The organism is Paenibacillus sp. FSL H7-0716 (genome assembly GCF_038002705.1).
Classification (GTDB): Bacteria; Bacillota; Bacilli; order Paenibacillales; family Paenibacillaceae; genus Paenibacillus_AQ; species Paenibacillus_AQ odorifer.
In genome coordinates, this window is record NZ_JBBODA010000045.1 from 12,126 (window position 1) to 35,773 (window position 23,648).

The following is a 23,648-nucleotide window of genomic DNA, read 5'->3' on the forward strand; positions in this document are numbered from 1 at the left end:
GGAGGGTTGACTAAGCGTCGTTTTTTATTTTTTTATGCTGAAGGTCCGGCAGATTTATTTTTTCTTCGTTTGCAGGAAATGGAAGTTGTTTCGCGAAAATGTAGATATACCGGATAGAACCGCGAGGAAAGGAAGGAATAAGTGTGCATGCTTCTGAATTCAGTAAAATTTGGCATAAGATTTTAAAAGATTATAAATTACATATGGACAGTAATCTTGCTCCAACGCTGACGGATGCCCAACTTACTGTACTTGAACTGCTTCAGGAACGCGACGCCATGAAGCCTTCTGATCTGGCTCCACATTTGGCGACCAGTCCTGCTGCGGTTACGATGTTACTTGATCGGATGGAGAAGCATGAGCTTATTGTACGGGAAAGAGATGCTTCGGACCGGCGGATTGTATGGGTGAGCATAACGGAGACTGGAATGGAAGAAACTGCACGGGGTCTAAAGATCCGCAGTGACTTTTTTGCGGAAGCGCTTGATCCGATCTCCTCTCATAACCAACAGTTACTGCTCTACTTAATGGGCAAAATGGTTGTTACAACCACACCGGAGGGCTCAACACCTTGAAGCAAATAGCTTGGCTGTATCACTACTATGATGAATCTACAGGTCCATTTCAGAATCTGTCTGATCTGCCATCCCAAGAAGCGGAACAGGTTCTGAATGATCTACGTCATAGAGGAATATAGAATTAATTAGAAGCGTTTGAAAGAATTTATAGGTATTTAGTGGCATCTAGAAGTAAGTAGAAACATGTAGGGGCTTTTAAATGCATTTAGTTGTATTTTGTACAGCTATTATTTACTAATAACTCGATTGATGAAATATAACTGTACTTTATACAACTATTTTCTTGATTAACTTCTCTTTTTGCAGTTTTCTTGATTTTTAATTGTAAAGAGTACACTTAAAATCCGATCTATTGCTTTTTTATTCGGAATAAGTGTATAGAATGCAGTTATCTTACTTTTTATTTCAGATTCCATCTAGGATCCACTGCTGAACCACTGCTGAGCCATTGCTGTTCCACTGCTGATCCACCGCTAACAGAGCGGTGGATCAGTTGGCTAAGTTCAGGTTGGAAGGTAGAAGAAATGTTTAATCTCGAAAGGATGTTTAATCTCAAAGGGATCTTCAATGCCCGGCTAGAATAATCGGACTAAGCATATTCTGCGGAGCTAGGAAGAACACTCCAGCGTGGACCCTATTCCCATAGTCTGTTCAAGTAGCAGACGCAGAAACAAAAACGAGGCAGTGATTCTCCACTAACCGGAGAATCACTGCCTCGTTTTTATCGTTTCAATGCCTAGAAAGAACTGCTTTAGGACAGCCCTTTTTGTAGTGTTTCACGCGGCCACAGATCCCAAGGATGGGTTTGTGGGGGCAGAGAGATGAGTTCCACTTCTTCTTTAGTAACAGGGTGAGGGAATCCTACAAGTGCTGACCATAACGCAATTTGTTGCCCCGGTCTGTTCACTGAAGCCCCGTACTTCTGATCACCGTATAATGGGCAGCCGATCGAACTCAGCTGCACCCGTATTTGGTGGGAACGCCCTGTAAGTAAATCAATCTTAAGCAGGCTGTATCCTTCTGCACTGTCAAGCACTGTGTAATCCAGAATGGCTTCCTTGCCGCCGGGAGTTCCTTTTCGAACCACAGTGACGGTGTTACTCTTTGCGTCTTTAAGCAGCGTATCTGTAAGACGGCCACGAGTGGCTGGCGGTTTACCATGCACGACTGTTAAATACACCTTATGAAAGCCGTGAGTACGGACACTCTCGGATAGTCTTGAAGCCGCTTTGGAAGTCTTGGCAAAAATCATTGCCCCCCCAACCGGTCGGTCCAAACGGTGGACCAGACCCATATAGACTTTGCCGGGTTTGTTGAAACGTTCCTTCACATCTTCTTTCAACAGGTTCAGCAGGTCAGGATCGCCTGTTGCATCCTCCTGAACAGGAATATTCACGGGTTTTACAATCCCCAGAAGATGGTTGTCTTCGTACAACACTTCAAAGCGTTGCGATCCGCCGCTTACAGCCTCATTGTTGCCTGAACTATGCTGTGTCATGGCTTACGCCTCCCAGCGACCCAGGATACCACATGGCAGATTCATGCCGGAGGAGGTGATCGGAAGACCAATTTCGCCGGAGGTAAGCTTTCCGCCATAACGTTTGCCCATGGTCATGGACAACATGTTGCGCAGTACAGTTGGAGAAATTCCAGTGGTGTAGGAATTAATGAGCATGAACAAAGGGTTGTCGCTCATAATCTCCATACAGCTCTCAAGGAAAGGGTACAAGCTTGATTCAAGCTTCCACATTTCTCCACCAGGTCCTCTTCCGTAAGAAGGAGGGTCCATAATAATTGCGTCATATTTACTGCCGCGGCGTTGTTCACGTTGTACGAACTTGAATACATCATCCGTGATAAAGCGGACTGGACGTTCTCCAAGACCAGACAGCTGAACGTTTTCTTTCGCCCACTGCACCATACCTTTGGCTGCATCCACGTGAACGACAGACGCACCGGCACTCGCCGCTGCCACAGTAGCTCCACCTGTGTAAGCAAAAAGATTCAGCACTGAGATTGGACGGTTAGCCGCTGCAATCTTGTCCATCATCCAGCTCCAGTTAGCTGCTTGTTCAGGGAATAGTCCTGTATGCTTGAAGTTTGTAGGACGTAAGTGGAATTTTAATTTACCATAGCTAATCTTCCAATCGTCCGGAATCGTTTTTTTCATTTCCCATTGTCCGCCACCAGCGGAGGAACGGTGATAATGTCCGTGCACATCACGCCATTTAGCGGTCTCATTATTTAGAGGCCAAATAATCTGTGGATCAGGACGACGCAAGATAATATCGCCCCAGCGTTCGAGCTTCTCTCCACCGCCTGTATCAATTACTTCATAGTCTTTCCAATCGCTCGCTATATACATGATTTAATCCATCCTTCAAAAAAATTCATTTAGCCTTTATTGTACAACATTTCACCTGATTGCTACAAACAAATTACGCCTCAGCCAGCTTCACCAATTATTTTGTCCAATGCTAATGAAGTGTATAATATTGCCATGCTTATGCGGCTATTCAACTGGTGCTGAAAGACTTGATTGTGTATGATCAGATAGTAGAGTTCTTACCCTATTTACGATCGGAGAACTAAAGCTATGTTCAATCTCTCACCGCTGTATTTCCCTTTAACTGCAAAACCCAACCACACTAGTGAGTTTCTGCCCAGCCAAGCCTTGCAGCCGTTTATTCGCTGTTTTTGGGGTTCTGTAGATGTGGAGTCTATACAACAACCTGAGACGGAGACAATAATTCCGGACACCTGTATGGATATTATTTGGGATTTGGATAGAGAATCAGGCAATACAAACACTTTTTTCTCCGGCATCAATGACACTCCATTTGAAGTCTCGTCAGACAGAAAGCCAGGGGGGAGTTCAACCTTTGGGGTCCGATTTCATTTCTGGGCAGTTCATTTTTTTGCAGATGATCATCTGCGGAATGTCTTGAATGCACATGTCGATGTAGAACAATATTTTGGCACATTTAAAAAAGAGCTTGGTCATCTATTAGAGAAAGTAAACTCGATGGACGAAAGGATTGCAGCCGCTGAAGCCTATCTGCTTCGTCGTCTTGAGCGTAGAGGGCGGACTAACGATCGGATGATGAACGCAGTCTATACAATGGTTAAACAAAAAGGGATTGTGACCGCTGAGGATTTGGTGACCAGTTCTAATTTAAGCAGACGACAACTTGAACGGCTTTTTCAAGAATATATAGGTATATCACCCAAAAAAACAGCAGATCTCGTGCGGTTTCAGAATGTATGGCGGGAGATGTGTCATCTACCTGAGCAGACAAAGAATATGCAGGATCTTATTTTCGCGTATGGTTACAGTCACCAGTCCCATTTTATCAATAATTTCAAAAAATATGCAGGACGAACTCCACTTGAAGCCTTGGTCTATGCAGGCCGAAGAATGTCGTAATTTTGCAATACAAAGCGTGTCAACCTTGTTAGACTAAACCTAAGTAAGAAATGAGACATATTATGAGAATGAGAGGGGACAAGTTATGATTTCGTCTTTTGAAGGGACTAACATTTACACTAAAGATACTGCGGTGTCAGCTAAATTTTATACGGAGGTACTAGGAATTCCTATGCCTTTCGAAGGTTACGGTAATTTCGACGGGGCAAAGCTTGGCTTTGACAAGAAACAGCCGGGAATTATTATTTGGGATGCTGCAAAGTGGGAAAATCTTACGACAGGTTTTGTTAATTTAGTATTCGGCTGTGATAATCTGGATGAGACATACGAGCAGTTGAAAGCTAAGGGCCTGGATTGTCAGCCACCTGTTACGATGGAATATGGCGGTAAAGAAATGAATTTTCGTGATCCTGATGGAAATCACATAACCTTGCTGGAAGGTGCTTATTAAGCTTCTTTTTAAGAAAAATGAGACGGAGCGCAAACCTCAACCGTGTGTAATAACGGAGAGTTTGCGTTTTTTTAACTTTATTTATTGACAATGATAATCATTATCAAATAGAATGAGGTGAAGCGTATATGATTTAAATTTAAGGTGTTAGTAGGGGAGGAACAGGAGTTTATGGCTAAAGTGCTTGTGGCATATGCTAGTTTAACTGGGAACACTGAGGAAATGGCTGAATTGATTGTAGAAGGAATACGCCAAGCAGGCGGTGAGGCTGTTTTGAAGTCGGTCACTGAATGTAATGCGATTGAGATAAAATCATATGAAGGCGTTCTGCTAGGGGCATATACTTGGGGAGACGGAGAGTTGCCGGATGAAGCTCTTGATTTCTATGAGGAGATGGATGAACTTGATTTGACTGCTATGAAGTCAGCAGTTTTTGGTAGTGGAGATACAGGCTACGCCATTTATTGTGGGGCAGTGGATGTTATTGAGGAGAAGCTCAAGGAGCGTGGAGCAGTCATTTTGCAAGATAGCCTAAAGATAGAGTATGGCCCTAATGCTGCCGAAAAAGAAGCCTGCCGTCAATTCGGCCGTCAATTTATCGAAGCCTGTATGGCGGTAACCTAAGATGGGTGGGCCAGTGGGAAGTTGGTTTAACAAACCAAGGGATGTACATACCCCTCCATATAAACGGCTGCACGATTATCGCATGGAGCATATTATGCTGGGCGGGACTGAGAATTTAGCTAGCGGAGCTCCAGCGACGGGGCTCCCACGTTGGCGCCAGCAGGTTCAATATGCTGTGGGGCATACGCTAAATGACTTCTATAGTCTGTTGCCGGAAGTGCGAAGAGAGACACCTATACAATTTCTGTTAGAGCGCCGGTGGCCTCCTAGGGGAGATGCTTTTCCCTCCCTTTTGCAATATTGGGATATCAAAACGAGTGTAGCTGATGAGCTTATGCGTATCGTTACAAGCAATCATCTACAGGAGATTCCAGTGATGTTATATGAACAGTGGCATGTCCCAGTTCCAGCGCTGAATTTGGAGTTATCGATGATTACGCAGCTGGCTTGGAACTCTTCAAAAAGTGGCCGAAGCGTGAACATTCAGAAGTTTATGGTTAATGGCAATGAGGATATCATCACTGGATTTATGCATATGGCCAATGTTTTTTGCCATCATGCTTATGGTGAGCCAGCGGAGACCGTGGAAGTTTTCTCGCTGCTGGATGGACGTAAATACTGCTTTGATGGAGAGGCAATCTCGCTTATGGAGTCACTGGATTATGTGCGTTTGTTATCCGTATTTCTTGAGCGGGAAGTGTTAGCTGACGGTTCCTTAAGCTGCAGCGATCGTAGAAATGAGAGAGGCGAAGCGAATTATTTACTATAATAAATATAGACCTCCTTATCTGCAGGTTAGAACACCAGCAAGTAAGGAGGTCTTATTGTGACTGCTTTATTAAAATCTCAAGAGTAGGTCTGGGGATTAGCCGATATATCGGTAATAATCCTGTTTATTCTGAATGACAAAGCCGCAGCTCTCATACAGCTTAAGTGCATTGGGATTATCCAGTGCGACCTCCAGATTTACACCATTATAATTTTGGCGCTCTCGTTCGATGGTCTGAAGAAGGGCGCTGCGGCCAATGCCAAGCCCGCGTAGCCTTTTGTCGACAGTAAATCCATAGATCCAGGATTCATTATCTTCAGTCCACACTCGCATTTTTCCAACAGGCCTGCCGTCCATCTCGATCATAATATTCTCTTGCATACCTTCCTGTTTGTGCAACTCATACTGCTCGGTAGCATCTTCTGTCTTCATATCAAAACCTCCACAATCCAGTTCAACCAGAATGTGTGCCTCTTCTTCACGAGCTGGCCGTAAGACCACAGTCCCTGTTGCTGAGCTAACATCAGAAGAAACCATGGAATTGCCATCCCATTTCATTTGATATTCAGCGTGATTGAACTGTAGAGGTAAGGTTTGCAGGAAAGCAGTTCCGGATGAAGAAGCGGCGGGTGCATTCAGAAGAAGAGTAGAGACGTTATTGCGCTTGATTATGGTTTGTGCTCGGTTCCACAGAGAGGTGAAGATTCCGCGTCGACGGTAGCCTGGCCGAACCATGCCGCAGACCTCCATATCGCTTCCAAAACCATAGAGTCCTAAGAAACCGACCAGTAATTCGTCCTCATAAGTCACGAGCCATTCCGTATCACCTGTACTTGATGGCTGGCGGAGCATATCCCAATTCAGTTTTAATGAGATTCCTTCATATTGCTCACAGCGTTGTTGTAATTCCTCAATATTCTTAAAAGTGTCGGCAGTCGTCAAACCCGTTTCCCCCTAAAGTGTATTTGAACTATTATAAGTTCGCATAGTTACTAAAAAAGCTTCGCGGAAACGGGAGCAGGTTTAAGCTCTCCCGCCAGTATTCCCGCTCAGCACGTCTTTGTACTCCGGGTGCTTCTCGAATTGATGCGCAGCATAGGAGCACACGGGTACAATTTTTAAATTCTCATTCCGAGCCTTGTCCACAACAGCACGTACAAGCTCTTGTCCGGTACCTTGACCGCGCAGTTCTTCGGAGACACGGGTGTGATCGATGACCAATTCCCCGGCTTCTTTATCCAAACTGTATGTGATTTCGGCAAGGTCCTTACCGTCATTAGCAACAAAAAAACGTCCGTTTTCATTTTGAATTTGCATCTTATGGCTTCACTCCTAATTAGTTATTGCCTATATTTTACTACCATGAATTGCAAAAAGCGAGGAGCGAACCAGATTGATTGTTCTTCGGGCTGAATGTTGCTTTCCTTGTTAGCTGTGGATCGCAGGGCTGCATTTTTGTTCATGTGGGCAACTTGGCTATAGAGCAGAATATGAGCAAGTGAGAGTTAACTAACCTCAAGTTTTTGTTTTGGTAAGCTGGGAACGGTGGAATGTTGGAACTCCGGAACCCCGGAACCATGGGACCTCAGAACGCTGAACCCCGAACCTCGAACTCTCGGTTGTCCTAAACCTCCGCAGAACCTCTCGGACCCAGCTGGCGCTATTTGCACATTATTAGCCTTTTGAGTAAATTTTCGGACCTCAGTGCAGCTATTCCTTTGGAATAGGCACGAAATAGGCCTTTATAGTGTCCATAGCGCCTATGGAGTCCGATAGCATGCTGAAAAGAGGATAATACTGCGAATAAGGTCAACTGATTCCGATAGGTGTCCGATAGCGTAGGACCCTAATCCCCCACTGATGCTTACGGACCCAATTGACGCTATTTGCATATATTTAGCCGTTTGAGCAAAGTTTCGGACCCCAGTGCAGCTATTCCTTTGGAATAGGCACGAAATAGGCATTTATAGTGTCAATAGAACCTATGGAGTCCAATCGCACGCAAAAAAGAGGATAATACTGCACATAAGGTTAACTGTGTCCGATAGCGTAAGATCCTAATCCTCAGCAGAAGCTTACTAACCAGAGTATTAGTTCCCACTGATGCTTTCGGACCCAGCAGACGCTATTTACACTTTTTTAGCCGTTTGAGCAAAGTTTCGGACCCCAGTGCAGCTATTCCTTTGGAATAGGCGCGAAATAGGCATTTCTAATGCCCATAGCGCCTATGGAGTCCGATAGCACGCAAAAAAGAGGATAATACTGCGAATAAGGTCAACTGTGTCCGATGGAACAGGATCCTAATCTCCCGCAGGAGCTTACGGACCCAAAAGACGTTATTTGCACAAGGTCAACTGACCGATGGAATCTGAGCGACAATGAGTTTAAGTTTACAGCGACTGACCGTCACCGCTTGGCAACAAAATCCTAAACTTCCGCAGAACCTCTCGGACCCCGCAGACGCTATTTGCACATATTTAGCCGTTTGAGTAAAGTTTCGGACCTCAGTGCAGCTATTCCTTTGGAATAGGCACGAAATAGGCATTTATAGTGTCAATAGCGCCTATGGAGTCCGATAGCACACAAAAAAGGGGATAATACAGCGAATAAGGTCCACTGTGTCCGATAGCGTAGAGTCCTGATCTTCCGCTGAAGCCTGCGGATCGAGCATACGCTATTAGCACAAGGTCCACTGTGTCCGTTAGCGTAGAGTCCTGATCTTCCGCTGAAGCCTGCGGATCGAGCATACGCTATTAGCACAAGGTCCACTGTGTCCTATAGCGTAGAGTCTTGATCTTCCGCTGAAGCCTGCGGATCGAGCATACGCTATTAGCACAAGGTCAACTGTGTCCGATAGTGCCCACGCTCGCGGAAATGACAGCTAAACCAGTGTGCAATGCAGAAAATTCGGTGCTGAAATAGCAGCTAATGAATTTTTATGCACTCCCGTTTATAGAGTAGCTTGCGTATTCTCAGGATAATACAATAAGATTAAGAGAATATCTCACTACTGAAAAGAACCGCTAGCAGGAGGAATCATTGTGGAATACAAGGTTGAGGTTGAATTTGGATCGATTTATGAGTTGTTGAACAGCTTACATACTTATCTCTGCAAAAAATCCTATAAGAAGATTGATTTAGGGGTAGCGTGGGCTAACGAAATTGAAAGCACGCTCAGTGAAGAGCTGTTATCCCGTCTGAAAGAAACCGAACTAAACAATGAGTGGAAAATGTTGAATCTGCTCATTTACTGTTGTCCATTTAAAGATGATGTAGACAGGGTGTTGAACTGGATTGAAGGGTTATCGGTTGGTGAGTTATATGAGACCTTATCAAAGTATGTAAAGGTATTTCCAAGCCATATGGAGGATTACCGTAACCGCGTAGTATTTTTACTCTCCGAGTGGAACCGCCAGTACTTTAGCCAATGCAATCCTGCGATTTTGAGCAAACTACAGCAGCATGCGGATTCGAAGAACACGGAGCTTAATGAACTGGACACTGCGGATTTCGTGAACAAGACGACCAACGGATTTTACTTCATGCCTACGGATGGGCTCAAGAAGCTCGTACTGATTCCACAGTATCATTTTCAGCCTGCTAATATTATCTATTGCTATGGCGAATTAACGATTTGTCATTATGCGGCGTGGATATCGATGGAGAATGAGGAAATCTCCCCTTTTATGTACAGAGCGATCCGTAGTCTGAGTGAAAAAAGCCGGCTAAAAATCCTCCAAGCCCTTAGTGGTGGCCGTAAGACGTTTACCGAAATTGTTAAGCATGCGGGGATCTCGAAGGGGATTGTGCATGATCATATTTTTAATCTTCGTTGTGCAGGTTTGCTTCATGCCTATATTGAAGGGGAGAATGTCACCGGATACAGTCTGCGTCTTGAAGGCATTCATCGGATGAATGAGCAGCTATTCGAGTATTTGAAATAATGATTTCGAAAAAAATGTAACCGCCTGAAAGCCAGGGCTTCTCTTATACAGAGAGGGTTTTGGCTTTTTTTATTTGTTTTAATTATCACCTAATTCTGTTTATGGAGAATTTTTTTGAAGTTCTCTCTTTACAGAACTAGAAAACCTTTCTATAATGAACATCAGATGTTATTCATACTTAACGGGTAGGAATTATAGTTATTATTCTATTCAGAGAGAAAAGGGAGATAGGTACATGAGAAAAAATGCGATTGTAATCACTTCATTACTGCTTACGGGTTCACTGTTACTTTCTGCTTGCGCTAACAACAGTAATAATGAATCCTCATCCGCAAACAATGCGGCTGCAGGCTCCAATTCAACCAATGTGGAAGCAACCACTGCACCAGAGATTGTTCCTGCGGGTGCTCTAAGCGAACCTTTTACTGCCACGGATTTATCCAAACTTCCAGCGGTGGCCCAGAAACGTACAGATACCATTATCGTCGGGCTTACGGACCCAAGCGGAGCGTTCACTCCTTATTTTCAACAAAGTGGTTATGATGGCAATGTCTCTTCACTGCTATACGCTTCTCTCGTAACTGTTGATGACAAAGGCGTGCCAACGCCGGAGCTTGCGGAGAGCTGGGATGTTTCGGATGATCAGCTTACATACACGTTCCACTTGAGAAAAGATTTGAAATTCAGCGACGGTTCACCGTTAACAGCGGATGATGTGGCATTTACATGGACGATCCAATACGACAAATCGTATGACGGCAGCTCCCAGCTTCCATCGCTAAATGTTAAAGGCGGCAAAGCCTATAAGGAAGGTACATCCCCTACAGTTGAGGGCATTAAAGTAATTGATCCACAGACGATCTCAGCAACCCTTGAGCAACCAAACGCAACGGCTCTGGTACAGCTCGGCTCGAATGTACTGTCGAAAGCTTACTATGGCAAGGACTATAAAATTGGAAATCTTGAATACATTAAAAAGCTGCATGAGAAACCACTTGGCGATGGACCTTACAAGCTGGAGAAATTTATTCCCGGTCAGGAAGTGCGTTTTGTAGCGAATGAGAATTATTTCAAGGGTAAACCAAAGACGGAGCATTTCATCTACAAAACTACGGAAGGCGACGTATGGCAGTTCGTAGAAACTGGTGAAGTGGACTACGCTTCCTTTAGTGCGACAGACGAGAATATCGAGAAGCTGAAAGCGCTCGGTTTTGTGAATATTATTCCTTACACTCCAAGCACCTATGGTTACCTGCAAGTTAACCTGAAGCATGAGCAGCTCAAGGATAAGCTTGTACGTCAAGCTATTGTGTACGGTTTGGATCGTCAGAGTATTTATGTGGATGCAGCACAAGGTGCAGGTTCTATTGCCAACATCCCGGCATCGCCGATTTCCTGGTCTTACACTGAGGAAGGCATTAATCCATACAAATATGATCCGGAAAAAGCAAAACAATTACTCGATGAAGCTGGCTGGACGGTAGGCGCGGGGGGTATCCGTGAAAAAGATGGCAAACCGCTGTCCATCCATTACCTCGGTTCGAAGAGTAAAAACACAGATATTTTCATCGCTGTAGCTAAAGAGAATTTTGAAGCGCTGGGTATCGAATTCCAGCCTGAGGTTTTTGCAGACTTTAACTCACTGGTATCGAAAGTAGAAGGTGGGGACTACGATCTCGTATCCTTCTCCACTAGCATGTTGACTGATCCGTCTGATGGGTTCATGCAATTCTTCGATGGAGAAATCACGGATTATGACAATCCGAAATTCCTGGAGCTGTACAACAAAGCCTTGGCCACTACTGATATCGAGGCACGCAAAGCGGTATATAAAGAGCTGTATCAGCTTTTCAATGATGAACTGCCTATTATTTTCACAAGTTATAAAAAGACAGTATACGCCTATAACGGACGTATTGAGAATCTCTCGGTCAGCCCGTTCATCGGTCTTGCTGGCAGTCTGCCAACTTGGAGCCTGAAATAAATAAACCAGTGTCCCCTGCCCTGACTGGATTCAAGGGCAGGGGACGAATCATAAGGAGTCTGTCATGAGCGCTTATTTATCGAAAAGACTGTTGTACATGGTCATCATTTTATTTGCGGCATCATTATTGATCTTCTGTTTGTATGCTTCAACTCCCGGTGACTTCATAACCGGAAATATTAAATTGACCGCCGAACGCAAAGCTGAGCTGCGTGAAATCTACGGCTTAAACAAGCCTGTGCTTGAACGGTATGGGATCTGGATGAAGAATGCGCTGCATGGTGATTTCGGGTATTCCTTAGCCCAACAAAAGCCTGTGCTGCAGCTTTTTAATGATTATATTTGGAATTCCTTTTTGCTGGCTGCCGTATCTACGTTTCTGACGTGGGTGATTGCGGTCATTATTGGCGTCATCTCTGCCTATAAGCAATATTCCTGGTTCGATACACTCGTGATGATCGCTATATTCGCAGCAATGTCGCTGCCGTCATTTTTTATAGGCTTATTCCTGATCAAAATCCTGGCCGTCGATCTCAAGTGGCTGCCTCCAGGTGGAATAATCACCACGGGTAGTAATGCTACGGGTTTGGCTTACTTTAAGGAGATCGTAACGCACATGACCCTTCCGGTTGTGGTTATGACCCTTCTGGGATTAGGTTCGCTCACCCGTTATTTCCGCAGCAATATGATCGATGTCTTAAAACAGGATTATATCCGTACGGCACGCGCCAAAGGTCTAAAAGAACGCAAGGTGCTCTTTACACACGCCTTACGTAATGCCTTGCTGCCCGCAATTACACTGGTTGGTTTTGAGCTTCCAGCACTATTTGGCGGATCCCTTATTATTGAGAAAATATTCAATTGGCCTGGGATTGGCCAACTGTATATGCAGTCCTTCGGACTAAGGGATTATCCTTTGCTGATGGGCTTTACGATGTTTATTGCCATACTTACCGTCATAGGAACGTTGCTTTCGGATGTTTTGTACCGGATTGCCGATCCTAGAGTTCGGCTATAGAGAGGAGGAAGCTGACGTGGCAGTTCAAAGTAATGTAGCTGGGATCGCGAAGCCGCAGACCACCAAAGGAAAATCCTCTTTATTCCGGCAATCCATGCGGAGGTTGCTGAAGAACAAGCTGGCGGTATCCGGATTTGTGGTGGTGATCTTTATGTTTGCGCTTTGTTTTATTGGTCCGCTGTTCTCACCCTATACGGATAACAAAATTAATATGGCTATGATGAACAAGGCACCCAATATGAAGCATTGGCTGGGCACTGATGCATTGGGCAGAGATATTCTGACCCGGGTAATGCAGGCGGGACGCATTTCACTGACCGTGGGACTAGCGTCAATGGTTCTTTCGGTGTTTATCGGTGCGCTTTTGGGGGCTATTGCTGGGTATTACCGCGGTATTGCCGATCAAATCATTATGCGGATTGCGGATCTTTTATTGACGGTCCCGAGTCTGCCGCTGCTCTTTATTTTTGGTGCATTGCTATCGGAGTGGAAGATTCCAACGGATTATCGGATGTATATTGTTATGCTGATGCTTAGTATTGTGAGCTGGCCGGGTATGGCACGTATGGTACGGGGTCAAATGCTTAGTCTGCGAGAACGTGAGTTTATGCAGGCGGCGGTAGTATTAGGCCTCCGTGATCGGCGTAAATTATTTAATCATTTGCTGCCGAATATCGTTCCTTTGCTGATCGTTATGGCTACCCTTAACATCGGTGGTGCTATCTTGAGTGAATCGGTTCTTAGCTTTTTTGGGCTAGGTGTTATGCCGCCAACTCCAACCTGGGGCAATATGATTGATGCTGCGAATAATATGATCGACTTTCAGGATCGGCCATGGCTGTGGATTCCACCAGGATTATCGATCTTTGCGACAGTGATCGCCATCAATATCTTTGGTGACGGACTCCGGGACGTGCTTGATCCTAAACAGAAGAGGTAGGTGACCCTCAGATGAGTGATTTAATGAATATAGACGGTCTAAGTACATACTTCTTCACGGAAGAAGGAAAAGTGAAAGCCGTTGATGATGTAAGCTTCCGGGTTCGCGAGGGAGAGACGGTATGTATCGTTGGAGAATCGGGCTGCGGAAAAAGCGTGACCGCGATGTCCATCATGGGGCTTGTTGAGGAACCCGGGGGCAAGGTAGCCCAAGGGAAAATTGATTTTCAGGGTGAAGATTTGTTGAAAATGGATAAAAACACACTGCGGACCATCCGCGGGAATGAAATCGCGATGATCTTCCAAGAGCCCATGTCCTCCCTTAATCCTGTAATCAAGATCGGTGAGCAAATCATGGAACCGCTGATTGTACATCTGAAGATGAACAAGAAACAGGCGCGTATCCGGGCGATTGAACTGATTAAGCAGGTAGGCATATCACGACCAGAGCAAATTGCTGATAGTTACCCGCATGAATTAAGTGGAGGTATGCTGCAGCGGATTATGATTGCTATTGCCATTGCCTGCAGTCCAAAGCTATTGATTGCTGATGAACCGACTACGGCGCTGGATGTAACGATTCAAGCGCAAATTCTGGATATGCTGCGTGAAATTAAAGATAGCTCGGGCATGTCCATTCTACTAATCACCCATGATCTTGGCGTAGTGGCAGAGATGGCCGATTATGTGATTGTTATGTATTCCGGAAAGATTGTAGAGGAGGGGGAGGTGGTTGAATTGTTCAACAACCCCAAACATCCCTATACAAAAGGGCTGCTCAAATCGAAGCCGGTAATCAATCAGCGACAGGATGAGCTGTATTCCATACCAGGTCAAGTGCCAAATCCGCTTGAACTGGTGCCTTCTTGTTATTTTCATGACCGCTGTGAGCATTGCATGCCTGTATGTGTCAGCCAGCAGCCCCGGCTTAAAGAGGTGGCCAGCAGACAAAAGGTAGCTTGCTGGTTGTATGAGGAGGCGGTTGTTCATGCCTGAGGCACTGCTTGAGGTCAATCATTTGAAGAAATATTTTCCTGTTACTAAGGGGCTGCTTAACCGAACCGTTGGGCATGTAAAGGCTGTTGACGATATTAGCATCACACTTCAACCTGGGGAAACGTTTGGGCTTGTAGGGGAATCTGGGAGCGGCAAAAGTACAGTCGGACGGACGATTTTACGGCTAACGGATAAAACGGCAGGTGAGATCAAATTCAAAGGGACAGACATTCACTCCCTGTCGCCCGCTGAATTGCGCAATATTAGGCCCCAAATGCAGTTGATCTTCCAAGATCCTTATAGCTCTCTTAACCCACGGGTTCGTATAGGTGATGCGATTGGTGAAGCTTTACTGGATCATGGTTTATGCTCAAAGTCCGAGGTGCGAGATCTGGTGCTTGAAGCTCTAGCGGCTTGCGGTTTATCTTCTTATCATATTGATCGCTTTCCACATGAATTCTCCGGGGGGCAGCGGCAGCGGATCGGGATCGCCCGTGCGCTTGTTTTGAATCCTGAGCTGATCATTGCAGACGAACCAGTTTCAGCACTGGATGTTTCCATCCAAGCACAGATTATTAATTTATTCAGTAAGCTCCAGCAGAGTCGAGGGTTAACGTATTTGTTTATCTCCCATGACTTGAGTGTTGTGGAGCATTTGTGTTCAAGAATCGGTGTTATGTACCTAGGCTCTATGATGGAGACGGCTTCAAGAGATGAACTGTTTAAGAATCCGCTCCACCCGTATACCAAAGCGCTGCTGTCGGCTGTTCCGATTCCTATTCCAAAGCTGAAAAGGGAAAGAATTGTACTTAAGGGAGATATTCCGAGTCCGGTAAACCCGCCTTCTGGCTGTAAATTCCATACCCGTTGTCCCTTTGCTCAAGAGGTTTGCAGATCTGAAATCCCGGTATTTCGTGATGTTGGCAGTAACCATTTTGTAGCTTGTCATTTAGTTTAATAGTTGTCACAAATATAGCAATGATTTTTTCCTAAGACATGAATAATTAATGTTGAATTGTATAATAATACAATTTGACCTTATTTTTGCCTGGGCTCAAAAAGTCTTGAGAGGTTTCAAAGCCAGGTCAATGGGGTAATTAGAGAGTGGTTAGGTTAGGCGTACATATCTAATCGGTCTAGTATAAAATCCCTACTTAGGAGGAATCATCGTGAATACAACAGTACGTTTGACAGAAAGATCCGGCTCGACTTCTTCACAGCGCAGAAAAGGCTTTGTACCGGTAGTCGTGTACGGTGCAGGTTCAGATAGCCAGTCCTTTACAGCGGATGCTAAGACAATTTCAGGTATTTTAGCCAGCAACCCACGGGCTGTTCTTACTTTGGAATTGCCAGACTCGGGCAAAAAGAACGTGGTTATTCAAGAAATCCAACGTCAGCCAATATCCAAACAACTGCTGCACATTGATTTTCAGCAGATTGATATGAAGGCCAAATTGGATACCAAAGTAGCGTTCCACTTTACAGGTGAACCAGTAGGTGTGAAGAGCGGCGGCGTGCAACAAATTGAATTGCACGAGCTGGATATTCGCACACTTCCAGATAAAATAGCTGCATCCTTTGAAGTGGATATCAGTGGACTAGATATTGGTGATCAATTGCTGGTATCTGATTTGCCGAAGCATGAAGGCTGGGAAGTATTGACGCCTGAGGATACATTGATTGTCCGTATTTCTCCTCCAGCAGCGCAAGAACCAACAGAAGAAGATACTGCTGAACCCGCTGCAGCTGAAACTGCTGGCGAAGATAAAGCAGAATAGTATAGAGATAAATAGTAAAGAGCAGATAGAATCCTTATAAAGGAGCTGTCTGCTCTTTTTGTTTTGCCTTCATAAATATGAATTCATAAAAATGATGTTGGTCTTTCGTATGATTTCTCAAATGGCAATTTTGGTTGTTTCGCCTCATTTAGTTAAAAATTTACACAAAATCGTTGACGAACGGGTTTCTAAGCCTGAAAATGAGGACAATTACCATGGTAAAATATTCAAAAGTCCCTGTTGTTGCTGTTTGAAAACGCTTTAGTTTTTATGCTTCAAAGAACTCTCATTGCCTAGTTCATCATGATTTAGAGGAGGAAAGTTATGAAGATGAGGAAGCTGTTTTCGATCTTAATGACAAGTTTGCTGGTGCTTGGGGTAGCTCTACCATTTGGTGGAAAAGCTGATGCAGATGCTGCAAGTGACGCTTCAAATCGTGCTTTAATCTGGCTGAAGGCCCAGCAGGATGCAACAGCGGGGTATGCTTTTGAGGGACTGGTAGATAGCTTTGAAGATTTCTGGGGACCAAACAACCCCAAACAGATTGTATACACGTATGATCAAGCGGTTGCAGCTATCGCCTTTATTGTAAAGGGAGAACGGACGCGGGCAGAGCAGGTTTTGAACAAAATGCGGGACATTCAAGATCCATCAGGCTTCTGGCTGAATTCTTATTGGTATAACAACGGCTTCGGAGAAGAAATCCGTAAACATGTGGGACCCGTTGTATGGATGGCAATGGCTGCTATGGCTTATGAGAAGCAATATAATGATTCACGGTATCGTCCAATGGCGCTCAAAGCACTAGATTGGAGTTTACAGTATAAAAAGGCTAATGGCAGTATTGCAGGAGGATGGAGTGGTTGGAGCAATTCCGATGAGCCTTGGAGCTCAACCGAGCACAATATCGATATTTACCGGGTATTGCAGTATTATGCCTCGGTGGATTCCTCAAAGGCAGCCACTTATAACAGTGCGGCTTCTGGAGTCAAAACCTTCCTGGATAATTATGTGTGGGATGATACAGTCAAACGTTTCAAGGGGGGCTGGAAAAACGATACGAATCTGATCGACCCCAAAATACCTTTAGACGTGAATCCTTGGGGAGTGTTAGCTTTAGGCGTATCCGGAACCCATAACTATGGCGCAAGCTTAACCTATGTGGAAAATGCCTCCGGTACCCCGGGAACACTTGCGAATCCGCGTTACAAGCAGACGCTTACTTACAATGATGCTGGGAATACGCTAACCGGATATGATTTTGACTGGACAGACGAAGTATTACCAGCGTATGACGATAACGGAAATCAAATTGGCAATACGGGTGCAGACGTATGGTTTGAAGGAAGCGCATTCATGTCGCTCGCTTATTATCTGCAAGGCAATGCCTCAAAGGCAGACGCTATTAATACAGAGATTATTAAAAAACAAGGCACAAGCGGTGCTTCGCTTGGGGGTATTCCCTACTCGCTGAAAGGGTCCAGCAACAGTTATTGGGTGATGGCGCAGCAAAACTGTGTTTCCAGCACAGGCTGGTTAATAATGTCCCTGCACCGGTTTAATCCATTCACAGGTCAATATTTGACGGGTGGTGGTAATACTGGGGATACAACCGCGCCAACATCTCCCGCTAATCTAACGGTAACCAGTAAGACGGATACAGGAGTTAGCTTAAGCTGGTCCGCTTCTACCGATAATGTTGGCGTTACAGGTTATATTGTTTATCGCGGAACACAGCAGGTGTCCACTGTGGGGGGAACTACAGCTACTGTTAGTGGACTTACTCCAAACACAGCCTATACGTTTACCGTAAAAGCTACGGATGCAGCAGGTAATTTATCCTCCGCTAGTAATACCGCAACAGTTACTACTAATCCCACTGGAGGCAGTGGAGGCGGTGATCATGTGACGGCTGACTTTACAGCAGGGGTAACGAGACTTTCTGCTACAGAGGCGAGTATCTATATCACACCTGTAACCAGTGCCCTTTATGTAGATGTGCATTACAAGATTAACGGGGGTTCCCAGCTTAATTACAGGATGACTAATAACTCAGGAACATGGAAGCAGACGGTGAGTGGATTAAGCGCTGGCAGCAGTATTGAGTACTGGTTCACTTACGAAAAATCCGGCCCGCAATATGATTCAGCACACTATACTTTTGTTCAGTAAAATTAGCAGATCGTAAAAATCATTCCAAGAGAAGGCTGTTCCATGCTGCCATTTATAGCGGCGGGGGCAGTCTTTTTTTTGGGTGGGAAAAATAGTGAATGACCGTTAAATCCTTCTCAAGACGGAGGTCTGCTCTTAAGGTATGCTTTAAAATCTTTGGGGGGAAACGTTAGGACACGATGGTTACTAGCGTAGGTAGGTATGAGGTGAGTTTAATTTATTGGTTTTACAACGTAACAGTGTTATGTTACGATGGCTTCAAGGAGTGATAAACATGGAAGAGGATTTGATCTCAAAGAAGCAGCTATTGGATTTAACCGGTATATCCTATGGGCAATTGTACCGCTGGAAGCGGAAACAGTTGATTCCAGAGGAATGGTTTATCCGTAAATCTACGTTTACTGGACAGGAGACTTTTTTTCCAAAAGACATGATCTTGTCCCGTATCGATAATATTATGAATATGAAAGATGGACTTTCTTTGGATGAAATGGCTGATAAGCTATCAGATAAGGCTTCTTTTGACAGAGTAAGTATATCTGCTGCGGAACTTATAGAACGTAACATTGTTTCGTCGATGACGCTGGGGAAATTTGGAGAGAGGCTCGGTGTCAAGAATGGGTATAGCTTCGATCAGCTCACTTATTTATTGGCTGTAGACCGCCTGCTTAGTGCAGGGGAGATGAGTATGGAGGAAGCAGAGCTGCTGTTTCGAACCTTAATGGATAAAGCCTCCAATCTTGAGAGTGGCAGCTGGGAGTTATTTTTTATCCGCAAAATGGGGGTGTCATCCTTTATTCTGGCGCAGGCACCAGCGGAGTTATGGTTCGATGAAGGGGTAAAGCTGGTCAGTAAAATACTCAGTGCAGATGTAATAGAACAATTGAAAGGTAAGCTTGCTTTTAAGCTTGTTGAATAGGGGGTTAGTGTAATGGACAAACGAGAGCTGCCGAATCTGATTATAAACGGAGTCAGCGGGGGGGCCGGAGGTACTTATAACAGCGTGCGAATCGATGGTGTAGGCAAAGTAACGGGACCCATCGTGACGCGAATTTTTAAAGGAAACGGGCATATGAATTTGAAGAATGATCTCTCGGCGGAAGAAGCGGAATGCAATGGGACAATGAAAGTGCTGGGCCATTTACGTTTTAACTCCCTAAAGGTGGACGGAATGATTTCTGTCGGGGAGAGCATTCGGGGAGAAAGCTGCACTCTTCATGGAATGCTGAATATCAAGGGTGATTGTGAGCTTGAGGATTTTGCGGGGGAAGGAAGCTTTAGTGTCGGAGGTTTACTTAGTGCAGGACATGTAGACTTCAAACTGCAAGGGCAGGGAAAGGCACATGAAATTGGTGTGGAGAGTCTAGTGATCCGGCAAACGAACAGTGGAGTCTGGAGCAAAATGTTAAGTGGAATCATCCCTAAATTAAGATCGGAGCTGCGGGCTCGGACTATTGAAGGAGATTTTATTGATTTGGAATATACAACGGCTGATGTTATCAGGGGCAATATTGTGATTGTAGGTCCAGGCTGCACTGTCGAACGGATAGAGTATCGTGATCAGATTACAGTACATCCTGAAGCAAAGGTTGGAAAGGTGGAGAAGATCGGTGACTGAAGAAACAATTCGGAGTAATTTGAAAATAATGGGCACAACGACCTCAGCGGGAGGCTTTTTTCGGGATATTAAGGTTACTGGGGAAGGTCATTTTGAAGGGGATGTAGATTGTGAGAAGCTGAGCCTGACTGGAAATGCCAGGGTAGATGGAAACCTGATAATGACCAAAATGAAAATAACCGGTGAGATGACACTTATGGGTAATCTTGAAGGGGATGCCTTGCGGGGTCAGGGAGAAATTAAAGCAGCCTCCGTAAAAATCGACGATATTCATCTTAACGGTAATTTGGAGGTTAATGGTGATTGTGAAGGTGAACATCTGCGTATTTCGGGCGCTCTCAATGTGGCAGGACTGCTAAGTGCGGAGCAGCTGGAGATCAATTTATATGGTCTAAGTAGAGCGAAAGAGGTTGGAGGCAGTGCTTTAACGATTAAAAAAAGCAAGACCGGAAAATTCCTGCATTTGATGAAGCAGAATCCTAAAGTGCTTTTTGAGGCTGGGCTCATTGAAGGCGATACGATAGAGCTGAACAATACAAAAGCAAATATTGTCAGAGGAGATCGGGTAATCATCGGTGTGGACTGTGAGATCGATACTGTGGAATACCGTAGTGCTTTGGAGATTCACAAGAATGCAATAGTGAGGCATCAAGTGAAGTTGTAACACATAGTTATAGATCTTTTGACAATGGGGAGTGGAATAAATGAGTGCTGCCAAAGCGCCCAATCTGGGCATTGTTATCGCAGGTCTGCTGTTAGGAATACTGATGGCCTCCATGGACAGCACCATCGTTGCTACAGCAATGGGCAATATTGTTGGGGAACTAGGCGGTATGGATAAATTTGTCTGGGTAACATCAGCTTATCTCGTAGCTGAGATGGCGGGGATGCCTATCTTTGGCAAGCTGTCTGATATGTATGGGCGTAAAAAGTTTTTTGTTTTTGGGATTATTGTATTTATGGCGGGTTCAGCGCTTTGCGGGACGGCAGATACGATTACTCAGCTGGCTGCTTATCGGGCGATTCAGGGAATTGGAGGCGGCGCGCTAGTGCCGATTGCTTTTGCCATAATGTTCGACGCCGTACCGCTGGAGACACGGGGTAAGCTGGGCGGTGCATTTGGTGCGGTATTTGGATTATCGAGTATTTTTGGTCCATTGCTAGGCGCGTATATCACCGATCATATTGCTTGGCAGTGGATATTTTATATTAACTTACCGCTTGGACTGTTGGCTTTTGTGATGGTCGTATTCTTTTATAAAGAGTCACATGAGCATTCCAAACAACCTATTGATTGGCTGGGTGCGGGCACACTGCTGGGCTCTGTCATCTGCTTAATGTTTGCGCTGGAGCTGGGTGGAAAAGAGTACGCTTGGAGCTCATCGATGATCCTCGGCTTATTTGCAGCTTTTGCTATATTGGCGGCAGTGTTCCTTTTTGTAGAGACGAGAGCGAAAGAGCCGATCATTTCCTTTGCTTTATTCAAAAAAAGACTGTACGCCGTCAGCATTTTGTGTGCGCTGTTTAGCGGTGCTGCATTTATTGTGGCCTCCGTATATATCCCGATCTTTATCCAAGGTGTATTGGGGGGTTCGGCTACCAATTCAGGACTTGTCCTGCTGCCGATGATGGTCGGCTCAGTAATTACCGCCACAACAGGAGGATTCCTGATGGCAAAAACCAGTTACCGCAATCTGCTGATACCTACGTTTGTACTTTTGGTGATCGGCACAGGACTGGTTGCAACGCTTACTCCGGAAGCGTCCCGTCTCTTGGTTACCTTGTACATGATTTTAATCGGATTAGGCATCGGCGCTTCCTTCTCTGTGTTAAGCACAGCAGCTATTCATGGTCTGACTGCGCAGCAACGCGGCTCCGCCAGCGCAACACTGAATTTTATTCGTTCGCTTGGCATGACCATTGGAATTACCACATTTGGCATTATTCAAAGCCATTATTTCTCGGGCAGTCTAACTAAGTTGCTCACAGCAAATGGAGGAGGAGCTGCTTCTGAGGGGGCTGCTGGGGTTATGGATTTTAAAGATCCGCATTCCCTGCTGTCGCCTGAGACTAGAGCACTCATTCCACCGGAAATTTTGAGCAAAATTACAGAGGGACTTTCCTCTTCCATTGCGAACACCTTCGCTTGGGCGGTTATTCCTGCTGCGTTAGCTTTGCTGGCCTCCTTTTTTATGGGGCGCCAGAAAATGGATGCCTCCGCGGAGGGAATAGTTCAGACGCCCGGGCATTAGGCTGTGGCGGAAGGCGCAGGCATTCGAATGACGAACGGAAAATAGTGTGCATTATGCGGAATGCAGTGAAATGGTTGTAAAGTGATGGAGCAGCTTCTCATTTGAGAGGCTGCTTTTTTATGTGTGGTTAGGAGTAAAAATGAGCATGAACCCTCGAAGTAAGGAAGCTGAGTTCGAAGATTGAGCAAATGCGATGAACTCTGGAAATAAGAGCATCTGAGTCTGACAGCATGAGCAAATGTCATGGATTCAAGAATGAGTCCGACAGCAGGAGGGAATGCGATGAATTCATGAATGAGTCCGATAGCATGAGAGATACGATGAATTCTCCATAGAAGTATGCCTAATTTAGCTGCATGAAGTGTGTTGCGGACCGTATAGTCGCTATTGCTGATTTTTGAGCTACTTTGCCGTAGTTTCGGACTGTATAGCTCTTATCGGCATGCATATGCTCGTATTTGGACTATATTTGTGTGGATAGCTGCACCTGAGTCCGATAGCACGAGGAAAATCGCTGAATTCGGGAAATAAGTGTACCTGGGTCCGATAGTATGAGGGAATGCGATGAACCCAAGAATGAGTCCAATAGCTTGAGCAAAGATGATGGATTCTCAATAGAAGTGCGCCTAAGAATGATTCGAGGAGTGTTGCGGACCGTATAGTCGCTATTGCTGATTTTTGAGTTACTTTGCCGTAGTTTCGGACTGTATAGCTCTTATCGGCATGCATATGCTCGTATTTGGACTATATTTGTGTGGATAGCTGCACCTGAGTCCGATAACACGAGGAAAAGCGCTGAATTCGGGAAATAAGTGCATCTGGGTCCGATGCCAAAACTATGAAGTGTGAAAAACCATAACGGAAGAAGAGAACATAGCACACCACAGTTGATGTAGCAGATGAAGAGGACAAAGCGCACCGTAGTTGATTTAGTGGGAAGAGGACATAACGTACCTTAGTTTGATGTAGCAAACGAGGAGGGTCTAGTTGCCCATAGCGCCCAAGCGCACCTTAGCAAACCATCTCTTTCAGCGGCAGGATGACGGGAATTCCCGTCATCCTGCCGCTTTTTATAAGCCAAAAGGCATGTAGGCTCTC

22 protein-coding genes are annotated in these 23,648 nt (G+C 45.1%); 18 read left to right on the plus strand and 4 right to left on the minus strand.

Features of this window, described 5'->3' with window-relative positions; translation table 11 throughout:
• Positions 1–143: 143 nt before the first annotated feature.
• Positions 144–575: a MarR family winged helix-turn-helix transcriptional regulator gene (locus tag MHH60_RS30050; protein ID WP_076127601.1), complete on the plus strand. Its 432-nt coding sequence runs from the start codon at positions 144–146 to the stop codon at positions 573–575.
• Positions 572–697 (plus strand): hypothetical protein, encoded by a 126-nt coding sequence (locus tag MHH60_RS30055; RefSeq protein WP_256715093.1) that lies wholly within the window; start codon positions 572–574, stop codon positions 695–697. Before MHH60_RS30050 ends, MHH60_RS30055 begins: the two co-directional genes overlap by 4 nt.
• Before the next feature lie 632 nt (positions 698–1,329).
• On the opposite strand, the gene MHH60_RS30060 is transcribed toward MHH60_RS30055, so the two are convergent.
• A complete protein-coding gene (locus MHH60_RS30060) occupies positions 1,330–2,076 on the minus strand; it encodes an RluA family pseudouridine synthase (RefSeq protein ID WP_076134643.1) in 747 nt (248 codons plus the stop codon).
• A 3-nt stretch (positions 2,077–2,079) separates the two neighbouring features.
• Entirely contained in the window at positions 2,080–2,943 is an 864-nt protein-coding gene (locus MHH60_RS30065) for a class I SAM-dependent methyltransferase (RefSeq protein ID WP_036685718.1), read from the minus strand.
• A gap of 231 nt (positions 2,944–3,174) precedes the next feature.
• Between MHH60_RS30065 and MHH60_RS30070 the strand changes: the two genes are divergently transcribed.
• The 4 genes from MHH60_RS30070 to MHH60_RS30085 all read left to right on the plus strand — a co-directional run bounded on the left by MHH60_RS30070 (position 3,175) and on the right by MHH60_RS30085 (position 5,849).
• Positions 3,175–4,005, plus strand: coding sequence for an AraC family transcriptional regulator (locus MHH60_RS30070; protein WP_076134642.1), 831 nt, complete (start codon positions 3,175–3,177; stop codon positions 4,003–4,005).
• Between the two features lie 85 nt (positions 4,006–4,090).
• Positions 4,091–4,456 (plus strand): VOC family protein, encoded by a 366-nt coding sequence (locus MHH60_RS30075; protein WP_036685723.1) that lies wholly within the window; start codon positions 4,091–4,093, stop codon positions 4,454–4,456.
• Positions 4,457–4,627: 171 nt separating this feature from the next.
• Entirely contained in the window at positions 4,628–5,080 is a 453-nt protein-coding gene (locus MHH60_RS30080) for a flavodoxin (RefSeq protein WP_076134641.1), read from the plus strand.
• A 1-nt stretch (position 5,081) separates the two neighbouring features.
• Positions 5,082–5,849, plus strand: a complete 768-nt coding sequence (locus tag MHH60_RS30085; protein ID WP_076134640.1) for a hypothetical protein — start codon at positions 5,082–5,084, stop codon at positions 5,847–5,849.
• Positions 5,850–5,945: 96 nt separating this feature from the next.
• Here MHH60_RS30085 and MHH60_RS30090 read toward each other — a convergent pair whose 3' ends face one another.
• Both MHH60_RS30090 and MHH60_RS30095 read right to left on the minus strand, forming a co-directional pair.
• Positions 5,946–6,791 (minus strand): GNAT family N-acetyltransferase, encoded by an 846-nt coding sequence (locus MHH60_RS30090; protein WP_076134639.1) that lies wholly within the window; start codon positions 6,789–6,791, stop codon positions 5,946–5,948.
• Positions 6,792–6,872: 81 nt separating this feature from the next.
• Positions 6,873–7,166: a GNAT family N-acetyltransferase gene (locus MHH60_RS30095; protein ID WP_076134638.1), complete on the minus strand. Its 294-nt coding sequence runs from the start codon at positions 7,164–7,166 to the stop codon at positions 6,873–6,875.
• Positions 7,167–8,890: 1,724 nt separating this feature from the next.
• Between MHH60_RS30095 and MHH60_RS30100 the strand changes: the two genes are divergently transcribed.
• From MHH60_RS30100 to MHH60_RS30155, 12 genes are all read left to right on the plus strand, one after another.
• Positions 8,891–9,793 carry an ArsR/SmtB family transcription factor gene (locus tag MHH60_RS30100; protein WP_076134637.1) on the plus strand — a complete coding sequence of 301 codons (903 nt, stop codon included), beginning with the start codon at positions 8,891–8,893 and terminating at the stop codon, positions 9,791–9,793.
• 235 nt (positions 9,794–10,028) lie between these two features.
• The gene (locus tag MHH60_RS30105) at positions 10,029–11,777 is read left to right on the plus strand and encodes an ABC transporter substrate-binding protein (protein ID WP_036685737.1); all 1,749 of its coding nucleotides are present in this window, start codon (positions 10,029–10,031) and stop codon (positions 11,775–11,777) included.
• Between the two features lie 64 nt (positions 11,778–11,841).
• A complete protein-coding gene (locus MHH60_RS30110) occupies positions 11,842–12,795 on the plus strand; it encodes an ABC transporter permease (RefSeq protein WP_076130810.1) in 954 nt (317 codons plus the stop codon).
• Between the two features lie 16 nt (positions 12,796–12,811).
• Positions 12,812–13,735, plus strand: a complete 924-nt coding sequence (opp4C, locus tag MHH60_RS30115; protein WP_036685740.1) for an oligopeptide ABC transporter permease — start codon at positions 12,812–12,814, stop codon at positions 13,733–13,735.
• A gap of 11 nt (positions 13,736–13,746) precedes the next feature.
• The gene (locus MHH60_RS30120) at positions 13,747–14,730 is read left to right on the plus strand and encodes an ABC transporter ATP-binding protein (protein WP_036685742.1); all 984 of its coding nucleotides are present in this window, start codon (positions 13,747–13,749) and stop codon (positions 14,728–14,730) included.
• Entirely contained in the window at positions 14,723–15,688 is a 966-nt protein-coding gene (locus tag MHH60_RS30125; RefSeq protein WP_076134636.1) for an ABC transporter ATP-binding protein, read from the plus strand. The genes MHH60_RS30120 and MHH60_RS30125 overlap by 8 nt, the downstream gene beginning before the upstream one ends.
• Positions 15,689–15,899: 211 nt before the next feature.
• The gene (locus MHH60_RS30130) at positions 15,900–16,508 is read left to right on the plus strand and encodes a 50S ribosomal protein L25 (RefSeq protein WP_051491406.1); all 609 of its coding nucleotides are present in this window, start codon (positions 15,900–15,902) and stop codon (positions 16,506–16,508) included.
• Between the two features lie 324 nt (positions 16,509–16,832).
• On the plus strand, positions 16,833–18,680 hold the full coding sequence (locus MHH60_RS30135) for a fibronectin type III domain-containing protein (RefSeq protein ID WP_143766676.1): 1,848 nt from the start codon (positions 16,833–16,835) through the stop codon (positions 18,678–18,680).
• A gap of 274 nt (positions 18,681–18,954) precedes the next feature.
• Complete coding sequence (locus tag MHH60_RS30140; protein WP_076134635.1) at positions 18,955–19,599, plus strand: YhbD family protein; 645 nt, start codon at positions 18,955–18,957, stop codon at positions 19,597–19,599.
• A 12-nt stretch (positions 19,600–19,611) separates the two neighbouring features.
• Positions 19,612–20,298 (plus strand): hypothetical protein, encoded by a 687-nt coding sequence (locus MHH60_RS30145; RefSeq protein ID WP_076134634.1) that lies wholly within the window; start codon positions 19,612–19,614, stop codon positions 20,296–20,298.
• On the plus strand, positions 20,291–20,962 hold the full coding sequence (locus MHH60_RS30150; RefSeq protein ID WP_076134633.1) for a hypothetical protein: 672 nt from the start codon (positions 20,291–20,293) through the stop codon (positions 20,960–20,962). Before MHH60_RS30145 ends, MHH60_RS30150 begins: the two co-directional genes overlap by 8 nt.
• A 40-nt stretch (positions 20,963–21,002) precedes the next feature.
• Positions 21,003–22,550, plus strand: coding sequence for an MDR family MFS transporter (locus tag MHH60_RS30155; protein WP_076134632.1), 1,548 nt, complete (start codon positions 21,003–21,005; stop codon positions 22,548–22,550).
• Positions 22,551–23,648: the final 1,098 nt, after the last annotated feature.